This is a genomic window from Vibrio sp. 1402 (genome assembly GCF_033340275.1).
In genome coordinates this window covers 1-525 of sequence record NZ_JAWOWE010000671.1, presented here as the reverse complement: position 1 = coordinate 525, position 525 = coordinate 1, and the positions used below count along the sequence as shown (strand labels likewise).

The 525-nt window shown below is 53.0% G+C and carries 1 protein-coding gene; it reads left to right on the top strand.

Translation table 11 applies throughout. The annotated features are described in order from the left end of the window. Nucleotides 1-525 (top strand): EAL domain-containing protein (locus tag R7044_RS27855; RefSeq protein ID WP_225456326.1); only part of this gene is annotated, 525 nt, incomplete at both ends.

Genomic DNA, 525 nt, shown 5'->3' with positions numbered 1-525 from the left:
GCAATGCCAGCAGTGCTCTGAGGTACGCGAAGGAAGATCCACTGCGGGGCATTTGTTACTACAGCCCAGAACTCGCGAGCGCATCGAAGTTTCGTACTCAACTGCTCACGAAGATGCAAACGGGCATCGACAAGCGCGAATTTGTGCCTCATTATCAGCCGCTCATCGATCTCGCGAGTGGTAACGTATGTGGCGCTGAAGCCCTAGCTCGCTGGAATAGCGAAAGCGGTATGATCTCACCATTAGATTTCATCCCAATCGCGGAGGAAAGCGGCATGATCAAAGCCATTGGCCAACAAATCTTGCTGCAAGCGTGCCGAGACACATACAAAGCCATCGAGAACAAACAGGGGCCGTCAGACGTCCAATGGCACGTGAACATTTCGGTCAATCAGCTCTCCTGTCCGGCGTTTGTCGACACCGTGACACGAGTGCTGGATGTCACCAAGCTGCCCGCCAAAAACCTCACGTTAGAGATCACCGAATCGCGCATTATTGATAGCGCACCAACGACTCTGGAAAACA